13 protein-coding genes are annotated in these 15,629 nt (G+C 55.0%); 8 read left to right on the top strand and 5 right to left on the bottom strand.

Features of this window, described 5'->3' with window-relative positions:
* Positions 1 to 701 precede the first annotated feature (701 nt).
* The 7 genes from N909_RS0114775 to N909_RS24740 all read left to right on the top strand — a co-directional run bounded on the left by N909_RS0114775 (position 702) and on the right by N909_RS24740 (position 10,096).
* Positions 702 to 2,774, top strand: a complete 2,073-nt coding sequence (locus N909_RS0114775; RefSeq protein WP_029916456.1) for a serine protein kinase — start codon at positions 702 to 704, stop codon at positions 2,772 to 2,774.
* A 154-nt stretch (positions 2,775 to 2,928) separates the two neighbouring features.
* The gene (locus tag N909_RS0114770) at positions 2,929 to 4,281 is read left to right on the top strand and encodes a DUF444 family protein (protein WP_084167721.1); all 1,353 of its coding nucleotides are present in this window, start codon (positions 2,929 to 2,931) and stop codon (positions 4,279 to 4,281) included.
* A gap of 27 nt (positions 4,282 to 4,308) precedes the next feature.
* Positions 4,309 to 5,931 (top strand): SpoVR family protein, encoded by a 1,623-nt coding sequence (locus N909_RS0114765; RefSeq protein ID WP_029916452.1) that lies wholly within the window; start codon positions 4,309 to 4,311, stop codon positions 5,929 to 5,931.
* A 4-nt stretch (positions 5,932 to 5,935) separates the two neighbouring features.
* Positions 5,936 to 8,287 (top strand): serine protein kinase PrkA, encoded by a 2,352-nt coding sequence (locus tag N909_RS0114760; RefSeq protein WP_063336398.1) that lies wholly within the window; start codon positions 5,936 to 5,938, stop codon positions 8,285 to 8,287.
* A gap of 120 nt (positions 8,288 to 8,407) precedes the next feature.
* Positions 8,408 to 8,770 carry a hypothetical protein gene (locus N909_RS0114755; RefSeq protein WP_051689791.1) on the top strand — a complete coding sequence of 121 codons (363 nt, stop codon included), beginning with the start codon at positions 8,408 to 8,410 and terminating at the stop codon, positions 8,768 to 8,770.
* A gap of 317 nt (positions 8,771 to 9,087) precedes the next feature.
* Positions 9,088 to 9,414, top strand: coding sequence for a hypothetical protein (locus tag N909_RS0114750; RefSeq protein WP_051689790.1), 327 nt, complete (start codon positions 9,088 to 9,090; stop codon positions 9,412 to 9,414).
* Between the two features lie 94 nt (positions 9,415 to 9,508).
* On the top strand, positions 9,509 to 10,096 hold the full coding sequence (locus N909_RS24740; protein ID WP_051689789.1) for an RT0821/Lpp0805 family surface protein: 588 nt from the start codon (positions 9,509 to 9,511) through the stop codon (positions 10,094 to 10,096).
* Positions 10,097 to 10,128: 32 nt separating this feature from the next.
* On the opposite strand, the gene N909_RS0114740 is transcribed toward N909_RS24740, so the two are convergent.
* The 4 genes from N909_RS0114740 to N909_RS0114725 are packed head-to-tail and all read right to left on the bottom strand — an operon-like array spanning position 10,129 to position 14,222.
* Positions 10,129 to 10,635: a hydrogenase maturation protease gene (locus tag N909_RS0114740; RefSeq protein WP_036683221.1), complete on the bottom strand. Its 507-nt coding sequence runs from the start codon at positions 10,633 to 10,635 to the stop codon at positions 10,129 to 10,131.
* 29 nt (positions 10,636 to 10,664) lie between these two features.
* Positions 10,665 to 11,366 carry a Ni/Fe-hydrogenase, b-type cytochrome subunit gene (gene cybH / locus N909_RS0114735; RefSeq protein ID WP_211253959.1) on the bottom strand — a complete coding sequence of 234 codons (702 nt, stop codon included), beginning with the start codon at positions 11,364 to 11,366 and terminating at the stop codon, positions 10,665 to 10,667.
* Positions 11,367 to 11,375: 9 nt separating this feature from the next.
* Positions 11,376 to 13,088: a nickel-dependent hydrogenase large subunit gene (locus tag N909_RS0114730; RefSeq protein ID WP_029916439.1), complete on the bottom strand. Its 1,713-nt coding sequence runs from the start codon at positions 13,086 to 13,088 to the stop codon at positions 11,376 to 11,378.
* A 15-nt stretch (positions 13,089 to 13,103) separates the two neighbouring features.
* Positions 13,104 to 14,222: a hydrogenase small subunit gene (locus N909_RS0114725; protein ID WP_036683219.1), complete on the bottom strand. Its 1,119-nt coding sequence runs from the start codon at positions 14,220 to 14,222 to the stop codon at positions 13,104 to 13,106.
* A gap of 412 nt (positions 14,223 to 14,634) precedes the next feature.
* Here N909_RS0114725 and N909_RS0114720 point away from each other — a divergent pair, with 412 nt between their 5' ends.
* Complete coding sequence (locus tag N909_RS0114720) at positions 14,635 to 14,925, top strand: hypothetical protein (protein ID WP_029916434.1); 291 nt, start codon at positions 14,635 to 14,637, stop codon at positions 14,923 to 14,925.
* A gap of 138 nt (positions 14,926 to 15,063) precedes the next feature.
* On the opposite strand, the gene N909_RS0114715 is transcribed toward N909_RS0114720, so the two are convergent.
* Entirely contained in the window at positions 15,064 to 15,537 is a 474-nt protein-coding gene (locus tag N909_RS0114715; protein ID WP_029916432.1) for an FKBP-type peptidyl-prolyl cis-trans isomerase, read from the bottom strand.
* Positions 15,538 to 15,629 lie beyond the last annotated feature (92 nt).

Raw genomic sequence — 15,629 nt, 5'->3', positions numbered from 1 at the left:
ACGCCGACGTTGATCCGATTTCAAAACAGCCTCAGCAAACGGTCAATTGTAATGCTTTTCAAAGCGCCTGAAAGAGCCACGCCGAAAGACCGCCCGGAGATGGAAAATATTTCGTAAAAAATAATTAAAAATTATTTAAATGTCAAGATTTTATCCGTAGTCCTCACACAGAAACAACGAAGAATCATTTAAATTCGTATGGTTGAAAAAACCTCTCAGTTTTCCGCCGATTTCCGGCTCTGCCTCAACCGGTCAGGAAAGAGCAACCAAACTCATTAAATCAAAGCAATCATACTTACATCCCTGCCCTTTGCTGCAGCACCGCAGGGTTCAGCGGTGACTCCGCTCCCGCCGTCGCCCGGGTGGCGGCGTCCAGTCTTGCTCGCCGGCATCCGCCTGCTCCGGTTATCGGCGACCGCTCCAGCCAACCTGAACCAAATAAGTTATTTTTTCCGTCGCCCTCTTAAAATGCCCCCTATGCGATGTATAATTTAGTTGTGACAGGCTGTTGAAACCCTGCCGCCGAACCTCGCAAGGTGTGGTCACTGCTTCAAAGCAGCTCACCTTGAGGTCGTCGTCAGCAGGAGAAACGCTGCTTTCTCATCTTTATGGCATTGTTCAGAACATGATGAAACTTCAGCAGGCTGCGCTAGTTCCTTAAACCCCGCAAGAGCCGGAAATTCCCAAGAGGAGGGTGAATTATGGCACAAGCGCGAACACACAAAAACAATCAGTCCCTCGATGACCATCTGCAGGCGGTCCTGCAAGGTGAGCGACGCTTTGAAAATGCCTTCCAAGGTGTTGCCAGAATGATCCTTTCGCAGCCCGTCAACAAAGTCGTGGTCAATGGTCGTTCGACCTATGACTTTGAAATCTTTCGTAGCGGAGCCAAGCATGCCATCGGCATGTACGATGAAATCAACAGCTTCGTTTCCTTTGTCAAAGACGCTGCGGAAGGGGGGTCATCCAAAGAGATGGCTTTTGTCCTGGTTGGCGAACCGGGGAACGGTAAAACCTTCTTTGTCGAGTACCTCTGCGCCAAATACCGTGATTTTCTGCAGCAGCCCGGGAATCGCAAATATACCTTTTGCTTTAACAAGCTGGATCAGCTGGGCAGCTATGGGCGCATTTCGACCGTTGAATCACAGACCTATGAAGACCCGCTGATCCTGGCCATGAACCTGGGGGCAAGCCGTGAGCAGAGCCAGCAGATCCTGGCCGAACGCTATGGGTTCAGCGACCGGCAAATTGAAACCTTTTACGACAACTATCGTCCCCTGGGCGCCTGCAGCAGTTATATTCTGGAAGAACTGCGGGCCTTTACCGATGGCAGGGTCGATGAGCTGCTCAAGCATATCGAGATCATTCCGGTCCCGCTCAGTGAATCCCTCGGCACGGTGACCGGAAAGTACGCGGCCAAGGATAAAATTACCTCCAGCGCCGTCGACCTGCTCGGGGAAGAGTCGATCCAGCGCCTGCTGCATATTTCCGACACCAACAATCCGTATCGTTTCGACCTGCGCCGCGGGGCCCTGGCCCGGGTAGCCGGCGGGGGAATCCATTTCAGCGACGAGATTTACAAAAACAAGAAAGACCTGGTGCAGGTTTATCTGGGAGTGATCCAGAACCGCCTCATCGAAATGGACGGCTACAAATGGCCCATCGACACCCTGATCATCGCCACCAGCAACAACTCGGAATTCAACCGCTTCCTGGCGGAAAAGGAGGAGGCTCCCATCATCGACCGCTGCCGGGTCTGCTATGTTTCGCACAACACCAACTACAAAATGCAGAAAGACCTGACCAACTACGCCATCGGCAATGAGACCAAAACCACATTCACCGGACAGATCCTCCACCAGGATCCGAACCTCAATTACGCCGCCAGCGTTGCCGTGGTCCTGACCCGCTTGCCGCACAGCGAAAAACTGACCGCCATCGAAACCATGAAACTTGCCGCCGGTGAAGTCGCCGGCGAAAAAAGCATCAAAACCCTGGCCGAAGTGATCGACATCCTTAACCAGGAAGCGGACATCACCAAACGGTTCGGCCAGAAAGGACTCGGCCAAAGAAATCTGGGGCGTGCTATTCAGCTGATGGTCGAATCGTCAGAAACCAATGAAGGTCGCTGCATGTTCGCCTATGACATCTTCCCGGCCGTGGAGCGGGTCATTCTGGATTATGTGTCTGATAACAACGACCGGGCCAAATATATCGGTGACCTGAAGTTGGCCAAGGAACTCTACCGCGAACGGATCATGACCGAAATGTTCAATGCCTACATGGACGAACCACAGGCGATCCGCAAGGATGTCATGAGCTATGTCAACATGATCATTGGCATGGACGCGGACAACCTGGGCCCGGACAAGATGTGGAAGTATCGCGACCCGCAGACCGATGAACTCAAGGCCCTGAAGATTGATCAGCGCTTCATCCAGAGCGTCGAAGACCGGCTGGGCCTAAAGACCGAAGAGCAGCGGGAGAGTTTCCGCACCTCGATCCGCAAGATTTACGGCCAGAAGATCTCCCTCGACTCCTCTTACAACTTCATGGACAACCTCGAACTGGTCAAGGCGGTGACCGATGTCCGGCTCAAGTCGGATATTGCCGGTGCCGGTTCCCTGGTTGGAGCCCTGGCCAACCGGACCAATGAAGAGAACCAGAAACTCTACGACCGGATGGTCGATACCATGCTCAATCAGCTCGGCTACTGTAAAACCTGTGCGCAGAAGACCATCGAGTATTTCTGTACCCAGGAAGATGAAAGTTGATGAACGTTGACGCTGCTGAACAAGCATCCCGCTGCGTTGCGCTGCGCAAACCTGGTTCTGGTCGGGGTTATGCCGGACGGTGCCCGGGCAGCGCCAGTTCACTGGGACGGGCGGGGAGTTTGCTTAACCAGCGACCTCTTGCTACGGATTCATCATGAAAAAAACAGCACCCTCAATAGAACAGGCAAGCGACAGGCGGCCGACCCGGTCAGCGACCGGAGTGGAGCAGCAGGAGCGCGCCTTTGCCGCGCAAATCGCTCCGCCACCGCCCATCAATGATCTTTTTGCAACCGACGACTTCAGCGCCATTCAGGATATGAGCCCGGGCAAAGGGCCGGTTTATCACAGCATTCGCAGCCTGGACGATCTGCTGGAGCGCGACCGGATCCGCGAATTGGACGGCTTCCCCCGCAAAATAAAATTGGGCAGGCTGGTCAAACCGGTGCGCGAGAAGGGCGACAAGGTCATTGTTGTGCCGACCACGGTGGAAGAGAAGTTTCTCCACGACAACCGTTTCCTGCAACAATCCGAACAGGGCCAGCAGGGCGGTGGTCACGGCGATGGCGAGGAAGGTGAAGTGATCGGCGAGCAACCGGTCCATGCCAATGAGGAAGGAGAAGGGAGTGGGGCCGGGCAAGGCTCAAGCAGCCCTCATGAAATCGATGCCAGCGCCTATGATTTGGGCCGCATCCTGACCGAAAAGTTCCAGCTGCCCAACCTCAAGGAAAAAGGCAAAAAACGTTCGCTGACCCGTTATACCTATGACCTGACCGACAAAAACCGCGGTTTCGGCCAGATTCTCGACAAAAAGGCCACCTTACGGCAGATTTTGGAAACCAACATCGGCCTCGGCAACCTCGCGGATATCGATGCCATTGATCCGAGTGAATTCCTGATTGCGCCCAAAGATAAAGTTTACCGGATCCTGTCACGGGAAAAAGACCTGGAATCCCAGGCCGTGGTCTTTTTTATCCGCGATTACTCAGGGTCGATGGTCGGGAACCCGACGGAACTGGTCGTCACTCAGCATATCCTCATCTACAGTTGGCTGCTCTTCCAGTACGCCGGCCAGGTGGAAACCCGCTTTATCCTCCATGACACCGAAGCCAAGGAAGTCGAGGACTTCTATACCTACTACAACTCCCGGGTTGCCGGCGGTACCCAGGTTGCAGCCGGCTACAGTCTGATCAACTCCATTGTCGCCGAAGAAAGCCTGTCCACCGATTACAACATTTACGTTTTCCATGGCACCGACGGGGACGACTGGGACCGGGAAGGGCAACAGGCCATTCTGGAACTGAAAAAAATGCTCGCCTATGCCAATCGGGTCGGCATCACCGTGGCCGAACGCGCCCATGTCGCGCCGGGCACCACTCTGATGGAACTGTACCTGAAACGCTCCGGGCTGCTCAGACAGGCCACCAATTTGCTGCGCCTCGATTCCATGAAGGACGACGCTGCCGAAGAGCGGATTATCGAAGGGATCCGCACCCTGGTCTCGGAATAACCGGGTTGCGGCAAGGAAAGGTTCGCCATGCAACTGATTGATCAAAAAACCAAGCACATCATGGAAGGCTGCAAGGAAAGGGCCCGCAGCGCCGGGCTGCGCTTTCAGGACGAAACCCTCGAATATATCGTCAGCAACCGGGATATGATCGAACTGATGCAGAAGAACATGATCCCGACCCTCTACGATTACTGGGTCCATGATGTCGAAGTTCTGAAGGAAAAAGGCAAATACGAACTCTATCCGTCCAACCCTTATGAAACGGTCATCAATACCCGGCCGGCGATTTCATTTTACAACGACAACAATCCCGACTGGCTCAACGTGATGATCTTTTATCATGTCCTGGCCCATATCGATTTTTTCCAGAACAACCTCTACTTCCAGCACACTTGGGACTATGACCTGGCCGGGAAAGCGCTGGCGGATAAACGGCTGATCACCCGACTGCGCTCGGAGCACGGCCGCTGGGTCGATTATGTCATCGAATTTGCCCGCGGCATCGACAACCTGGTCGCCTATCATTCAGAACTCTCCAGGTTTCACAAGTTCGACAATGGCTGCTCAAAAAGGGTCAATTATTATTTCGATGTTTTTCTGCAGCAGGAGAAAAAGGTCAGCACCAGCGAATACGTCAAACGGCTGAACCGCTATAACGAATGCCTCAAAGAGCGGGGCGAACTGGGGGAAGACGCCTTTTTTGCCGAGTTGCTGACCCAACATCCGGAATTCGACGCCGCCTTTGAAAAATACCAGAGCGATACCAGCCCGGCCAGCCTCGATCTGCTGCAGTTTCTCATCGACCACTCCCCGGTGCTCAATCGCAACGAAAACAAATGGATGAAATCGGTGCTGGAAATTGTCCGCACCACCTCGATCTATTTTCAGCCCCAGGTCCGTACCAAAATCATGAACGAAGGCTGGGCCAGCTACTGGCACGAGCAGCTGTTTCTGCAGGACGATAGGATCAACGGCCACGAGGTCGACTTCGCTCGGGTCAATGCCGCGGTCACCGCCATGCCCAAGATGGGGCTTAACCCTTACGCCCTCGGTCTGCGCCTGTTCAACTGGATAGAAGCTCAGGCTCAGCGCGGCTGCTACTCCATGGATTACCAGCGGCTGCAGGGGCTTGAAGAACGTCGGCATTTCAGCAACAACTCGGATCAGACTCATGGCCGGGACTTCATCTTCAAAGTCCGGGAAGATTGCTGCGACTTCACCTTCATCAACAGCTTTGTCGATCAGGAGTTCATCGACCACAACAAACTGTTTGTCGCCGGGCGCCGCCTGAACAGGGGCAGGATGGTCTGGGAATACTATGTCCGCAGCCGTAAAGCGGACAGCTACCGCAACATGCTCTACGACTCCCTCTATCACCCCCCGAAAATAGAGATCGTCAGCGGCCAGGGGACTGACGGCGCGCTCTATCTGCGCCATCGCAACGAAGGCAAGCCGCTGGTGCAGGAATACATCGCCAACACCATGCTCGGCATCGAATTCCTCTGGGGCGGCCCGGTCAAACTCGAAACCGAAGACGCCGAACTCGACAGCGATCAGGAAACGGACGAAGAGGGACGCCCGGTCAATATCAACTGGAGCAAGGTCCTCTACAACATGCACGACCGCAAACTGACCAAAGAAAGGCTTTAAGCTTATGCCCGACGGGATGAAACATACAGCCGTTAAACCCATCGACCGGGCCATGCAGCATTTTGCCCACGTCCAGACCAACTACCGTCATGCGGAGCCGATCCCGTTCAGCCAATACCTTGAACAGGTCACCGCTCATCCGACCACAGCGATCCGCAATATTTTCCAGGTCTTTCACGACATGATCAAATCCTTCGTTGAAAAAGGCGTGGACGAGTACGAAGGAGATCCGGAATCGATCAATTATGTCTATTACGACACCAGCAGGCTGTTCGTCAAAAATGCCGATAACCCGTTCTTTGCCGACCGCCTGTTCAGCAACCGGCTGGTCAAGCTGGTGGACAATTTCCGCAGCAGTGCCCAGCAGAACAAAATCTACATTTTCAAAGGCCCGCACGGCAGCGGGAAAAGTACCTTTTTGGACAACCTGCTGCGGGTCTTCGAACAATACGCCAACAGCCCGGCCGGCTGTTCCTACGAAACCGTCTGGCGTCTCGACCGGCGCTTATTGAATCAATTTGATGATGTCCAGATGGATCGCTTGCTCATGCGAGTGTCCGAGTTGATGGACGAACAGGAGCTGCGCAACAACAATCTGCAAAAGGCCCAGCGGATCATTCAACGGGGTGAATTGTTTGTCGAAGTCCCCTGCCCCAGTCACGACAGTCCGATCCTGATGATTCCGCGCGAATATCGCCGGGATTTCTTTGACGACCTGTTTAACAACGACGAAAGCAAGTGGAAACTATTCACCGAAAAACAATACGAATGGCTCTTCAAGGACAGCCCCTGCACCATCTGCTCATCCATCTACCAGGCCCTGCTCAACCGGCTGAAAAACCCCCAGCAGGTCCTGCAGATGCTCTTTGCCCGCCATTATCAGTTCAGTCGGCGGCTGGGTACCGGCATCAGCGTCTATAACCCCGGTGACCCCACCCTGAAAAGAAACGTCCTCAATAACGATATGCTGCAGGAACGGATCAATGCCCTGCTCAAGGACAGCGGCCTGGTCCACTACCTGTTTTCCAGTTATGCCAAGACCAACAACGGCATTTACGCCCTGATGGATGTCAAGGGGTACAATGTCGAACGCCTGCTGGAGTTGCACAACATCATCAGCGAAGGGGTGCACAAGGTCGAATATATCGAGGAAAAGGTCACCTCACTGTTTCTGGCCCTGATGAATCCGGAGGATGAGGACAGCATAAAAAACCTGCCGTCTCTGTCCGACCGGATCGAATATATCAAAATCCCCTATATCCTCGATCTGCGGACCGAGGTCGAGATTTACCGGAATACCTTCAACCGCCATATCGATGACAATTTCCTCCCCCGGGTGCTGCACAATTTTGCCCGGATCATTATTGCCACGCGCATGAAGAAGGATTCGCCGGCCATGCAGGAGTGGATCAAGAACCCGGCCAAATACAGCAGTTATTGCGACAACAACCTGCAGTTGCTGAAAATGGAGATTTATACCGGCAATATCCCCCCCTGGCTGGATGAGGATGATCGCAAAGCCCTGACCGCCAGACGACGCAAGAACATCATCGCCGAATCGGAATATGAAGGAGAGCAGGGTTTCTCCGGCCGGGATTCGATCAGGATCTTCAGTGAACTCTACTCGACCCATGCCCAGAAAAAGTCCCTGATCAGCATGACCACCCTGGCCCGCTTCTTCCGCCAGAACCCGGCCTGGATGCGCATGATTCCCGATGGTTTCCTGGATTCACTCATGCACATGTATAACTACACCATCACCCAGGAGATCAAGGAAGCCCTTTATTATTACAATGAGGAGCAGATCGACCGGGACCTGAAGAACTATATGTTTGCCGTCAACTTCGAAGAAGGAGCGGTGGTCGATTGTCTTTACACAGGGGAAAAAATCAGGGTCGGACCCGACTTTTACACCCCCATCGAAACACGCCTGTTTGCCGATGCGGAGAACCCGGAGAAAGCTTATGCATTCCGTATGGAGGTCCAGAAAGAATACACCAGCCGCACCCTGACCCAGGAATTGCGCCTTGAGAAAAAGTCCATTGAACAGACCCGGCTGTACGCATCCCTGCATGAGCGTTATGTTCATTTCCTGAAAGAGCGGGTCCTTGAGCCATTTCTCAAGAATGACAACTTCCGGCGGGCGATCAAGGATTTCGGCAGCGAAGAGTTCAAGACCTACGACACCCGGATCCGCACTGACGTCTCCTTTTTAATGCAGAACCTGGGGACAAAGTTCAACTATTCAAAATTGGGAGCAAAAGAAGTCTGCCTTTACCTGATCGATAACCAACCGGTCAAACCAGCACCGCCGGTCGATGCTGATGAGGACACCCGGACCGAGTACGCGCCCTGATCCTTCTGCCGTCAAGGGTGGGCGCCGGGTTACCGGGATTGATCTTGCCGCCAAAAATCTGTAGCATCAGTTCCAGCCGATTTCAGCAGCCAACGGAACAGATCAAGGACGGCAGGACGGATGAATGCAGAACATGAGCAGGATCAGAACAGCTATCACAGCGGACTGAGCAAGGTACGCTCGCGGCGACGGTGGCTATGGCTGGTCATCGGTGCCTACCTGCCGGCGATGATGTGGGCGCTGGATTCTCCTGATTATAAAACCCGGGCGATTGCGGTTTTTTTTACCTGGCTCATTGCGCTGATCATTGCGGTCGGCTTTGCCTGTTTGGTCCGCTGTCCGCGTTGCGGCGAATACTTCCATACCCATGGACCGACCTTTTTGCCGTTTCGCCGCTGCCTGCACTGTGCACTGCATGTCAACGCCGATAAAAGAGCTCCGGAAGCAGAACCTCCGCCGACCGATCCCGGGCGCGACCAATAGGTTCTCCAGCTGCAAAGGCCGCAGCCACTTGCTGAACAGCAGGCATTCTCCTTTTTTTTCAACAGCTTGATTACTCTTGCCCTGCTTTGACAAACCAAGTACTCTCACTAACGGGTTGAACAGCCCTCCGGGAACTTTTTCAACCAGCCAAGGACGGTGTGATCGCCCCCGGCTGACTGAATCAATCAGTTGGCCACGCTTGGTTTTGCTCGCTCTGCCCTGGAGCAGCGGGCTGTTTTCGCGTAGTTCGCGAGCAGCAAGGGTATGGCTGCCTTCTACAACAATCTATTTTTATTCAGTGAAATCGGGAGATGACCATGGCAACAACCGCTCAACCGACTCCCCGCGACCTGCATGCAGGGTTGCAGAAAATCCGCCGCCGCCGCTGGTTTTTATGGTTGCTGATCATCGCCTATCTTCCCGCCATGATGGTAGCGCTGAGGACACCGCAGTCCGGTCAAACGGTTGTCGTGGTGTTCTGTATCTGGCTGATCCTGCTGATTATCGCCGTCGCCCTCCTCGCCCTGGTCCGGTGCCCGCAATGCGGCGAATGTTTCCATATGAATGGCTTCCTGTTCCGCCCGGTGCGCAAATGCTTTCACTGCGGTCTTCATCTGCGGGCCGACAAAAAAAAGAACCGCTGACTGTCGCCGGGCGCTGGCAAATCCTGCCGGCGGCCTCTGTGCAGTCATGATCTGTTATAATTGATAACAAACCGTACAACCCAGGGAGGCTCACATGAAACGCAATTTTTGCCTGTTCATCGCCACCTGCCTGCTCATGATCTGTACCCCCGCCCTAGGGCAGGATATCCTGCAGCCGCTTTCCGGCATCGACCAGCGCGCCGCCAACCAAAACTTCCAGGCCGCCCTCGAATACAACACCACGGGAACTCCGTTGACCTGGCACAATCCGGATGCAGCGATCTCCGGCACCACGGTGCCGACCAGAACCTGGCAGGCGGATAACGGCCAGGCTTGTCGTGAATTCCAGCAATCAGTCATCATCGCCGGCCGGGAGCAACAGGCCTATGGAACCGCCTGCCGCCAACCCGACGGACAGTGGCGGATCGTCAACCCCAGGACCTTACAACCGCCCAGCCAGGTGGTTCGCCCGCTGCAGCCCGCTCCACCAGTCTACCGGTATTCACGTGTTCAGCCGGACTATTGGTATTATCCCGCCAGTCTGGTGATCGGTTTCGGCCTGGTCAGGTATTTCGATTATGATGATCATCGCCATTACCCCCATTACCGCGACAACCGGCATCATTGGCCACACCAGCGACACTTTGATCGCGGCTGGGATCATCGTCGTCACCGGCGCTGATTGACGAACCCGCCGATCCGGAGTTCCAAATTTCAGCAGCTCTGGACAGAGCCTTGTTCAGGAGGGACCTGCGAGGAGGAGAGGAAATCATCGATCATCCCGGCGGCAACCGCAACCAACCGCTCCAGGCCGGTGTGGACGGCCGGGGAAAGATCCATGGACATGCTGATGTTTTCCGCCTGAATCCCCAGCAGAACCAGCTCGGCTGGTCGGTCACCACAGAGCTCAGCTGCGGCCAGAATGTCCCTGAGGCCCATCTGATGCGGGGAAAGTTTACTGGCGAAGACGCTATCGATATCCGCCCCTTCCACACGGACCACAGCGCCGGGAGCGGCATCGACATCCACCGCATCGAGGATCAGCAGCTGATCGGCCCAGGCAATGGGACCCAGCAGATCAAGCCCCAAGGTCCCGCCATCGAGAATCCTGAAATTCGCTGCATCAGGATAGGTTTTCTGCAGGGCATAGACGGCATGCAGACCAGCGGCATCGTCGCTCATCAGCAGATTGCCCAACCCCAGGACCAGGAAATTTCTCATTGTTTACACCATCCCGCCCCAGGCACTGGTCAGCGCCGATCCGGTTTCCAGCCGGAGAAGATTGAGCTGACCTCGCCGGATTTGGATTTAAAATCGAACAGCACCACACTGTAGATGTGGTTGATGAAAAAGCCGGCGATCAGGAACATGACCATGAAATGAAACCAGCGCACCCACTGATTGCTGACCAGCCCGAATACCCAGCCGGTCACCGCGGCCAGAGCGCTGCCGGGGTCGGCCTGGCCCCAGAGGGCAAATCCGGACAACAGTTGCAGTGCAAACAGGAAAAACAAAAAAGTATAAGCCAGAAACGCCACCGGGTTATGGCCGAGGATATGCGGGGTGTCCTTGCCCAGGAAGGTATAAAAGCGGATAAAAGCCCAAAAAGTCTGCCGATCCTTGGGGTTGAACGGATTGGGAAAGGCCCGCCAGGTCGAAAAATAGGTCCCGGTAAACAGCCAATAAATCCGCGCCAGCAGGCTGATGGAAAAGATCACCCCGAACAGGTAATGCAGAAAGCGGACATCCCCCATCAGGTAAGGATGATGACTCGCATCCAGGAACGGATCATGGATATAGTAGCCGGTTGCGGACAGGATCAGGATGCAGAAAAAGTTCAGCCAGTGGATGATCCGCACCGGCCCTTCCCAGATATACAGGAAATTCCGCGCCGCGCACTGCTCGTACTGCGGCTGCGCCATTTCGCTGTTATGCACTTTGCTCTCAGCCATAACGCCTCACTATAAAATTTTGGCTTTGCCGCGCAGATCGCCCTTTTCGTCATACAGATGAACCGCGCAGGCCAGGCACGGATCGAAGGAATGCATGGTTCTGAGAATCTCCAGGGGCCGTTCCGGATCAGCGACAGGAGTCCCGATCAACGCTTCCTCGTACTGCCCCCGATTGCCGGCCGGGTCACGCGGCCCGGCGTTCCAGGTGGACGGCACCACGGCCTGGTAATTGCGAATGTTCTTGTTCTCGATGACAATCCAATGCCCCAGGGAACCCCGCGGCGCTTCATGGAATCCATAACCCCGGGCTGAAGCCGGCCAGGTCTCCGGATCCCACTTTTCACCGTTGTGAATCTGGTAATCCCCGGTCTTGATATTAGCGACCAGAAGGTCGAGCCAGTGCGACATCTTCTGGACGGTGATCAGGGTTTCCACAGCCCTGGCCGCGGTGCGTCCCAGGGTGGAGAAGAGGACTTCTGGACCGGCATTGAGCTGGCCGAGCACATAGTCGACGGTCGCGGTGATTTCTTTATGCTTTGAGGCATAACCGATGAGCATCCGCGAGAGCGGCCCGACCTCCATCGGCCGATCATCATAGCGGGGTGATTTCACCCAGGAATACTTGTTGGCGGTATCAAGAAACTCATAGGGTGGATTCGGCCCGGTATATTTCCAGTTGGTCTCCCCTTCCCAGGGATGCTTGCCGACCGCATCGCCGGCCCCATATTCGTACCAGGAGTGGGTGACATATTCGGTGATTTTCTGCTGATCGACGGGCAGGACCCGGCTGAGGTCGCCATCCAGAATGACCCCGGCTGGCAACCAGAATCCCTGCGGATAACCACGCTGATCATCCGGGAATTCGCCGTAGGACAGATAGTTGCGATGACCGCCGCCGATGGTTGTCCAATCCAGGTAAAACGGTGCTACCGCCAGGACATCCGGGATGTAAACCTGCTCGACAAATTCCCGGGCCATGGCGATATATTGGCTGATCTCGGCAATTCGGTCGGCATTGAGGGCGTTTTGGCTGTTGGGATCAACGGGAATCGCCATACCGCCGACCAGGAAGGTCTGTGGGTGGGGATTTTTCGAGCCCAGAATCGCATGAATCTTGATGATCTCCTTCTGCAGCTGCAACGCCTCCAGATAATGGGCCACGGCCATCAGGTTGGCTTCCGGCGGCAGCTTCATGGCCGGATGCCCCCAGTAGCCGTTGGTAAACGGACCCAGCCGGCCGGTCTTGACGAAAGCACCGATCTTTTTCTGGACGCCCGCGAAATAATCGGCTCCGCAATACTTCCAGCTGGAAATACTCTGCTGCAGTGAAGCCGTCCGTGTCGGATCGGCGTCCAGGGCCGAGACCACATCGACCCAGTCCAGGGCGTGCAGATGGTAGAAATGGATCACATGGTCCTGAACATTCTGAATGGCCATGATCAGGTTACGGATCAGTTCGGCATTGAACGGCACCTTGATATTCAAGGCGTTCTCCACCGCCCTGATCGACGCCAGCGAATGCACCGTGGTGCAGACGCCGCAGAAACGCTGGGTGAAATACCAGGCGTCGCGCGGGTCGCGATCCTGCAGGATCCGTTCAATCCCTCTGAACATGGTCGAACTGGACCAGGCATCGACGATCCGGCCGTTTTCGATCTGTGCTTCGATGCGCAGGTGGCCTTCAATGCGGGTGATCGGATCTACCACTATTTTCTGAGCCATTGCCGGTCCCTCCCTTTATTTGTCGCCGTCGGAGACATCCGCTTCGAGTTCCTGGTCGGTTTCCTGTTTGGCCGCTCTGATATGCTTCCAGTTGCGAGCCAGGGTGACCGCGCCATGGGTGCCAAACACCGCCGCCGAAACCCCGACGATGGCGGCACCGACCTTTAGGGCCGAGGCTTCGACCCCGAACCCCGGCACATTCGGTAACCGCGAATACATCGGCATCATGGTGTCGAAAAAGCCCGGCTCACTGCAGCCAGCACACCCGTGGCCGGCCATGACCGGCCAACTGGTCCCTTCATTCCACCTCAGCGTCGGACAGTTATGGAAGGTCTCCGGCCCCTTGCAGCCCATTTTATACAGGCACCAGCCTTGCCGATGGCCATAGTCGCCAAAACTTTCGACATACTGCCCGGCATCGAAATGAGCGCGCCGCTCGCAGTTATCGTGGATGCGCTTGCCATAGGCAAACAGCGGCCTTAAGTGCCGATCAAGAGCGGGTGGATGACCGAAGGTCAGCAGATGGACAATGGTCCCGGTCAGGTTATCGACATTCATGGGACAACCGGGCAGATTGATAATGGTCTTGCCGGGCAACAGGTCGCGAACCGAGCGGGCATCGGTGGGATTTGGATAGGCCGCCTGAATCCCGCCAAAGGACGAACAGGTGCCGACCGCAATAATGGCCGCGGCATTGCCGCCGACCTCATGCAGGATATTGACGGCTGACTGTCCGCCGATGGTGCAGAAAGCGCCATTCGCACCGACTGGAATAGCCCCTTCGACGACACAGAGATATTGCCCTTTATATTTCTCCAGGGTGGCTTTTTTACTGGCCTCGGCTTGCTGTCCGGCCGCGGCCATAATGGTTTCATGATAGTCCAGGGAGATATGTTTGAGAATCAGTTCGGCGACACCGGGGCGGTTCGCCCGTAGCAATGATTCCGAGTCGCCGGCACAGTCCTGGAACTCCAGCCAGATCACCGGGGGGCGGGTATCGCTCTCTAGCGCCGCAGCGATTCTGGCCGTCAGGGAGAGGGGCAGCGCCAGGGCAGCGCCAAGGGTTGAGCAGTATTTCAGAAAATCACGCCGCGAGATGCCGTGGCTGGTCAACAGGTCATTAAAGTCACCCATTTTTACACCTCCATCCGACATGGGACTATTGAAACGTGGCAGATAATTTAATTAGATCAAATATTCGTATTTAGTCAACCTACGTTTTATTAATCACCAGGGCCGGCCGGCTGCAGATCCAGCCTCATTCGATATGACCATCCAACTCGCTGTCAAGGCCAAGCGCTGTCCGGCGGATGAAACGACGCACCAGAAAACCAGCACATAGATATTTGGATAACAGCTACTTTTCTTACGCTACCGAGCCAACAGACCAGTCATATTGGGATAGAACGGTTATAGGAGAAAAGCGTCGACAAAAACCGGCTTGAGGGCTGCAAGCTTCGGCAACGATGTTAAAATAAAGGCATCGCAGCCACACCGTCCACAATACTATAAAACAATGTTATCAACTTTTCTTAAAGGAGGTTGTATGCCTCTGCCATCCCCCAACCATCGCCCCACCGGCCCGACCGGGTTGTTCCTGCTCTTGCTGACTGGTGGACTCGGCCTGCTGACGACGGGCTGCCAGAAAACCGAATACCCGCTCATTGAGCAAAAATGCGGAACCTGTCACAGTGCCGAGGTTGTTTATCAGCAACGCTTCAGCCAGCAACGCTGGCAGCAGGTCCTGCACGGCATGAAAGCCGTCGGGCTCAAAGTGACCCGTCAGGAAGAAGAGCGCATCCTGGAAATCCTGCTGCAACATTTTTCAAATCGGTAATAGATCTTCCAACACCTGCTGACCGGCGTTCGCTTAGCAATGGGACCCTGCGCTGCCGCAAATAAAACGCCCCTGCTGAAAAAGCGCAGGGGCGTTGATACTGCCAGCTGTTATGAGAACGAAAACAAGTGCCGGGGATCAGAGGATCTCCAGCAGTTCGAACTCGTAGGTCAGTTCTTCACCGGCCAGCGGATGATTGGGGTCAAGGGTCACCTCTTCGTCATTGACCTCAACGATGGTCACCATGAAGGCCTCGTCATCTTCGTTGGTCACTTCCAGTTCCATACCCACTTCAGGATCGATCTCTTCCGGCAGTTCGGTACGCTTGACGCTGAAAACGCATTCCGGATCATAATCACCAAAAGCATCATCAGGGGTAATGACCAGAGTTTTCTTTTCGCCGACCTGCATGCCGACCAGAGCTGTTTCGATGGGGATATAAAACTCTCCCGCGCCGATAGTCAATTCCATGGGGCCGTGCTCGTGGCAACAATCCTCGTCATGACATGCTTCGTGCTCAGGATCCGGATAGGTACTGTCGATAATGGTGCCGTCGGCTAACTTCCCGATAAAATGAATGGAGACTTTGTCTGCCTCTTTCGCCTTTGCCATTGGCTGAATCTTCCTTTTCAAAAATGAGAGAAAATCGCTTTGCCCCGCCACCGCCGTGCAGCACTGCGGGGCGAGTTGCACTGTGTTTCGGC

The sequence above is a fragment of the Pelobacter seleniigenes DSM 18267 genome (assembly GCF_000711225.1).
GTDB lineage: Bacteria > Desulfobacterota > Desulfuromonadia > Desulfuromonadales > Geopsychrobacteraceae > Seleniibacterium > Seleniibacterium seleniigenes.
Note: the sequence above shows the minus strand (reverse complement) of the source record. Positions and strands in the feature narration are given on the sequence as shown.